General features: G+C 62.6%; 5 protein-coding genes. 4 read left to right on the top strand and 1 reads right to left on the bottom strand.

Annotation, left to right across the window (positions count from 1 at the left end):
* The first annotated feature begins 338 nt into the window (after positions 1-338).
* The 4 genes from A6U87_RS07620 to A6U87_RS07605 all read left to right on the top strand — a co-directional run bounded on the left by A6U87_RS07620 (position 339) and on the right by A6U87_RS07605 (position 5,726).
* Entirely contained in the window at positions 339-1,280 is a 942-nt protein-coding gene (locus A6U87_RS07620; protein ID WP_065690648.1) for an ornithine cyclodeaminase family protein, read from the top strand.
* A gap of 6 nt (positions 1,281-1,286) precedes the next feature.
* Positions 1,287-3,743, top strand: coding sequence for an ATP-dependent helicase HrpB (hrpB, locus tag A6U87_RS07615; RefSeq protein WP_065690647.1), 2,457 nt, complete (start codon positions 1,287-1,289; stop codon positions 3,741-3,743).
* Between the two features lie 27 nt (positions 3,744-3,770).
* On the top strand, positions 3,771-5,081 hold the full coding sequence (locus tag A6U87_RS07610) for an ActS/PrrB/RegB family redox-sensitive histidine kinase (RefSeq protein ID WP_065690646.1): 1,311 nt from the start codon (positions 3,771-3,773) through the stop codon (positions 5,079-5,081).
* 69 nt (positions 5,082-5,150) lie between these two features.
* A complete protein-coding gene (locus A6U87_RS07605) occupies positions 5,151-5,726 on the top strand; it encodes an ActR/PrrA/RegA family redox response regulator transcription factor (protein WP_065690660.1) in 576 nt (191 codons plus the stop codon).
* Between the two features lie 20 nt (positions 5,727-5,746).
* Here the strand turns inward: A6U87_RS07605 and A6U87_RS07600 are convergent, their stop codons facing one another.
* Positions 5,747-6,241: an MmcB family DNA repair protein gene (locus A6U87_RS07600; RefSeq protein WP_065690645.1), complete on the bottom strand. Its 495-nt coding sequence runs from the start codon at positions 6,239-6,241 to the stop codon at positions 5,747-5,749.
* Between the last annotated feature and the right edge of the window lie 173 nt (positions 6,242-6,414).

The following is a 6,414-nucleotide window of genomic DNA, read 5'->3' as shown; positions in this document are numbered from 1 at the left end:
CTAAAAGAAATCTTAGAGCGAAGGTCTTCGTCGCCAGCAGCGCCGCCGCCCTCGTTCTGTGAAGCGGCTTATACGGCCCCCACCCTTTCTAAGTCAACACACCCCAACAAAGTTTTTTGACATTTTTGTAACATGCTGATTCCACAGAGGGAATTTCCGGAGAGAGAGGATCGGGGTGAAACTGGCCGGGAATCGGGCGCCATTTCCTGCTTCTTGCCTCACGCGGGACGATCACCGATCGATCCCCACGCATTGAAACGGCCTCCGGGATGCTTGCGCGGCCCGAACCAATCGTTAGTTTGGCCGCCCAAAGCCTATCTATATAGAGGAATGAACCAATGCTTGTCCTGGACGAGAAACAGACGCGCGCCGCACTTGCCTGGCCGTCCTTGATCGAAGCGCTGGCTTCCATGTTCGAAAGCGCCTGCGTCACGCCGGTGCGCCACCACCATGACATGGAGGTTCCGGGCGAGCGCAATGCCACCCTGCTCCTGATGCCTGCCTGGGTGCCGGGTCGGTATGCCGGCGTGAAGATCCTTTCGGTTTTTCCTGACAACGCCCAGCGGGCGCTTCCGGCAATCTTCGGTACCTATCTCCTGTCTTCGGCCAAGACCGGCGAGATGCTGGCCGCAATCGACGGCGGCGAGCTTACGGCCCGGCGGACTGCCGCGGCCTCGGCGCTCGCGGCCCGCTACCTCGCGCATTCGGATGCGAAAGAACTTCTCGTCTGCGGCACGGGTCGACTCGCCATCAATCTTCTCCAGGCGCATGCAGTGACGCGCCCGCTCGAGCGCTTCCGTATCTGGGGACGAAACCTGGAGAGCGCCGAAGCGATTGCCGCCGAGGCGCGTGTGCTCGGACTTCGGGCGGAAGCCGTCGTCAACCTAGAGGCCGCGGCGCGGACTGCCGACATCATTTCCTGTGCGACCCTTTCCTCGGAGCCGCTCGTTTCCGGCGAATGGCTGAAGGCCGGGGCTCACCTTGATCTTATCGGGGCGTTCAAGCCGAGCATGCGTGAGAGCGACGATATGGCGATCAGCAGATCCAGCGTCTTTGTCGACACCCGCGCGGGGGCGCTCGCCGAGGCGGGCGATATCGTGCAGCCGCTCAAGAGCGGCGTATTGACGGAAGCGGCGATCAAGGCAGAGCTCGCCGAACTCGTCACGGGGGCGCATCCGGGCCGAACCAGCAGCGAGGAGATCACGCTTTTCAAATCGGTAGGGGCCGCGCTCGAGGATCTGGCCGGCGCCATCCTCGCCTACGAGACAATCCGGGCCTGAACGCCGATGCGCTCTCTGCCGGACCTGCCGGTTTCCCATGTCCTTCCCGACATCGCGGCCGCCCTTGCGACGCGCGCACGCGCGGTCTTGTCCGCTCCGCCCGGCGCCGGCAAGACGACGCTTGTTCCACTCTACCTATTGGATCAGGACTGGCGGGGCGCCGGCCGGATCATTCTCCTTGAACCGCGTCGACTGGCGGCGCGCGCCGCGGCCGGTCGGATGGCAGCCCTGCTGGGAGAGCAGGTCGGCGAGACTGTCGGCTACCGCATGCGACTCGACAGCCGAATCTCCGCGCGAACACGGATCGAGGTGGTCACCGAGGGCGTGTTTGCCCGGATGATTCTCGACGACCCGGAGCTGGCCGGCGTTTCGACCGTCATTTTCGACGAGTTCCACGAGCGTTCCCTCGACGCCGATTTCGGCTTGGCGCTGGCGCTCGACGTGCAAGCGGCGCTACGCGAGGATCTCCGGATCCTGGTAATGTCGGCGACGCTCGATGTGGCGCGGATCGCCGACCTCCTCGATCACCCGCCCGTCATCGAGAGCATGGGGCGCAGCTTCCCGATCGATATCCGCTATCAGGACAGGCCGAGCGGCGAGCGTATAGAAGACACCATGACGCGCGCGATCGCCGAGGCTCATCAGAGCGAAAGCGGCTCGATTCTCGCCTTTCTGCCCGGGCAGGCCGAGATCGCCCGCACGGCCGAGCGACTGGAAGGTCGTTTCGGAAGCCGGACGCTGATCGCACCGCTCTACGGAAATCTTTCGCAGAAGGAACAGGACGCGGCCATTCGGCCTGCCCTGCCCGGGACACGCAAGATCGTGCTGGCGACCTCGATCGCCGAAACCTCCATTACCATCGACGGGGTGCGGATCGTCATCGACAGCGGCCTGCAGCGGCTGCCGGTGTTCGAGGCTTCCACGGGCATTACGAGGCTGGAAACGGTGCGCGTCTCACGGGCCTCGGCCGACCAGCGGGCGGGTCGTGCCGGACGTACCGAACCCGGGATCGCCATTCGCCTGTGGCACCAAGGACAGACAGCAGCGCTGCCGGCCTTCACGCCGCCGCAGATTCTGTCGACCGATCTATCAGGCCTTGTACTCGACCTTGCCCATTGGGGCGTCCAGGATACGCGGTCCCTGGCGTTCGTCGACCAGCCTCCCGAAACGACGCTTCAGGAGGCGCGCGCTCTGCTGCGACAGCTAGGCGCGCTCGACAAGGACGGCACGTTGACGCCGCATGGCAAGGTGATCCGCGACCTAGCATTGCCGCCGCGGCTGGCGGCCATGGTGGTCGGCGCCGGCGAGACGGGCCACGCGCGCGATGCCGCCATGCTTGCCGTCCTCTTGACCGAACAGGGGCTGGGGGGCAGCAGCATCGACCTCGAGGACAGGATGCGGCGGTTCAAATCCGAACGCGGCGATCGCGCCGAAGCGTCTCGTCAGCTGGCGACAAGGCTTGCCAGGGGGCTTGATGTGACGAAGGCTGATGAGCCGAGCCTTGCCGGTCGTCTTCTCTTGCATGCCTTTCCTGACAGAATTGCGCTGCAGCGCGGCGGCAGGGGCCGTTTCGTCATGGCGAACGGTCGCGGCGCGGAGCTGCCCGAGACCGAACGACTCGCCGGCAGCCAGATGCTCGTGATTGCCGACCTGACCGGTCGAGCGGCGCAAGGCCGCATTCTCGCCGCCGCAGAGGTCTCGCGTGGCGACATCGAAGCCGAACTGCCCGGGGCGATCTCGACGGACGACCAGACCTTCTTCGATCGGCAAAGCCGGCAAGTCCGAGCGCGGCGCGCAACGCGGCTCGGCGCAATCGTTTTCGATGAAACGCCTTTGCCTCGCCCGTCGGGCGCTTCCGTGACGCAGGCGCTTGCCGAGGGTATTCGAGATATCGGGCTCGACCAGCTTCCTTTCTCCAAGGAGGCATTGCAGTTGCGCGAGCGGCTGGGCTTCCTTCATCGTGGAATCGGGGCCCCATGGCCCGATATGAGCGACGAGGCGCTGCTTGGCCGGCTGGACGAATGGTTCGTTCCGTTTCAGGCAGATGCTCGCGGCCTCTCCGACATTTCGGCAGGCGGTCTTTCGAACGGGCTGATGGCGCTCGTTCCGCGCGAGTTGCAGCGAGATCTTGCGCGTCTGGCGCCGACGCACTTCGAGGCGCCGACGGGACAGCGTCATCCCATCCAGTATGATGGCGAAGAACCGACGTTGACGATCCGCGTTCAGGAGCTGTTCGGGTTGAAGCAGCACCCGACAATCGGCGGCGGGCGTCTGCCGTTGCTGCTGGAATTGACCTCCCCAGCCCATCGCCCGATCCAGACGACCCGCGATCTGCCGGGCTTCTGGGCGGGATCCTGGAAGGACGTGCGCGCCGACATGCGCGGTCGTTACCCCAGGCATCCCTGGCCGGAACGGCCCGATGAGGCCGCGCCGACGACAAGGGCAAAGCCGCGTGGTACATGAGCCGCAGAGAAGTTCAAGGAACGCTTCATGGTCGATCACGTCGAAAGCATGCCGGAAGAAGACAGACACAATAGCCGGCGCCTAAGGCTCCAGACGCTGATACGCCTCAGATGGCTTGCCGTCGGCGGCCAGGCGCTGACTGTCTTTATCGTCGCCTTCTGGCTGAAGTTTCCGCTTCCGCTGATCGCCAGCATCCTGCTGATCGTGGCGCTTGCCAGCGTCAATTTCTACCTGATGATCCGCTACCCGCCGACACATCGCATCGCGCCGCAGGCCGCCTTCGCCTTGCTGGGCTTCGATCTTCTCCAGTTGTGTGCGCTGCTTTTCATTACCGGCGGGCTGGCCAATCCGTTCGCTGCGCTCGTTTGCGTGCCTGTTATCATCTCCTTTGCGTCACAGCCGATCCGCTACAGCATGGTGCTGATCGTCATTGCGATGATCTGCATCACGATCCTCGCGGTGTCGCCGTTTCCGCTTCCCTGGTTCGGCGGCGTCGAGATCAATGTTCACACCGTGATGCAGTTCGGTGTCTGGTGCTCTATTGCATCGACCATGGCCTTCGCCGCGTTCTATGCCTACCGGGTTTCGATGGAGGCAAGCCAGTTGGCGGATGCGCTCGCCGCAACCGAACTCGTTCTGCAGCGCGAGAAACATCTGTCGCAGCTGGATGGGTTGGCCGCTGCAGCTGCCCATGAACTTGGAACGCCGCTCGCCACCATCAGCGTCGTCGCGAAGGAAATGGAACGCGAGCTGAAGGACGACGATCGTTTTCGCGAGGACGTGCAACTCCTGCGCAGCCAGAGCGAGCGGTGCCGCGATATTCTGAGGCGGCTGGCCACACTCTCGGCGGAGGGGGAAGCGCATCTTCGCCGCCTCCCGCTCTCTTCAATGATGGAAGAGATCGTCGCGCCGCATCGCGAGTTCGGGATCAAGCTGGAACTGATCGAAAAGAGCGCCCGCAAGGGAGAACCGGTGACCGACCGCAATGCCGGCATCATGTACGGCCTCGGCAACCTCATCGAGAATGCCGTCGATTACGCGCGGGAGAAAGTTACCGTTACCGTTGAGTATGACCAGCGGAGGGTTCGCATTACCGTCGAAGACGACGGTGAGGGCTACTCTCCTGACATCCTGACCAGGATTGGCGAGCCTTACGTGACCAAGCGACAGCGGGAAGATCGCGCCGGGGGCCTGGGATTGGGGCTCTTCATCGCCAAGACGCTTCTCGAGCGCTCCGGCGCCTCGCTGAGCTTCGAGAACCGCGCGCCCGAAAGCGCTGGCGCCCGCGTTCGTGTCGAATGGCCGCGCATGCTGGTGGATGCGCATTCGACAAAATGACTGTATCAGCCTAATGAAAGAACAGCGAAACTGACTTATGTCAGGCGGATAGCGCCAGGATTGACGACGATGAGCGATGAGACTTACGAGACTTCTTCAGCAACCGAGGATCACATCGGTCCGGATGCGAGCCTGTTGATCGTCGACGACGACGGCCCGTTTCTCCGACGTCTGGCGCGCGCCATGGAGACGCGCGGATTTTCTGTCGAAACAGCCGAGTCGGTTGCGGAAGGCGTTGCCAAGTCGAAGAGCCATCCTCCGAAATATGCGGTCGTCGATCTGCGCCTCGGGGATGGGAATGGTCTTGATGTGATCGAGGCGATCCGGCAACGGCGCGACGACACGCGCATCATCGTCCTGACCGGCTACGGCAATATCGCAACCGCAGTGACAGCGGTGAAGCTTGGGGCCGTCGACTACCTGGCAAAGCCTGCAGATGCCGACGACGTTTATGCCGCCCTGACGCAGCGCGCCGGAGAGAAGGCCGAGCTGCCGGAAAATCCGATGTCGGCGGATCGCGTGCGCTGGGAGCATATCCAGCGTGTCTACGAGATCTGCGAACGCAACGTTTCGGAAACGGCGCGGCGGCTCAACATGCATCGCCGCACCTTGCAGCGGATCCTGGCGAAGCGCGCACCCAAATAAATCAGCTCAAATAAATCGGGTCAGACGTCGTCGACGTCGAAAGGCTTGCCATTGGCCCATTCGGCCATCAGCAGGCGTTGGGCAGCGGCGCGCGAGAAGTTCAGGGTCACGGACTTGCGGGTCGCCGGAGCCAGCCGGTGTTCTGGCGCTTCGCGAAGCATATGCGCGCCATACCCATCCGACAGGAAGAGGCCGCACTCCTCCGGAAAGATATCGAGCGGCACATCCTTGTGAGTTGCGAAGAAAAGCCGGTCGCAATGAAGGCGATATTCCGGCCATTTGCGATCGACCTTGAAGTCTTCGATCGAGGTCTTGATCTCGATGATCCAGATCTCGCCCTTCTCGGAAATCGTAATCAAGTCAGCGCGCCGGCCACTCGCCAGGGATAGTTCCGGCAGCACCGCGTGGCGCATCTCGTGAAGTAAAATCTGAGTCCCGCGGCGCACGAGCATGGCTCTGTCCGATTGCCGGCCATCTATTAACGGATTGTTATTGTAAACACTCAAAATCGTCATGGATAACCGTGGGGGTGGCGCGCGCGTTGTTGCAAAAAAACAATGCGGTTCTAGTTTGCCGTTGCGTATTCGTTTTGCCGCACTGCAACAGCTTGCAAAGGCGAAGTTAATCGAAAATAAACCATAATCAAAGATGGTTCGAAAGAACGATCCTCCCCTGCTCCTTTACTATG

It is taken from the genome of Rhizobium sp. AC44/96 (assembly GCF_001692185.1).
Taxonomy (GTDB): Bacteria; Pseudomonadota; Alphaproteobacteria; order Rhizobiales; family Rhizobiaceae; genus Rhizobium.
This window is presented reverse-complemented; position numbering and strand designations above follow the sequence as displayed.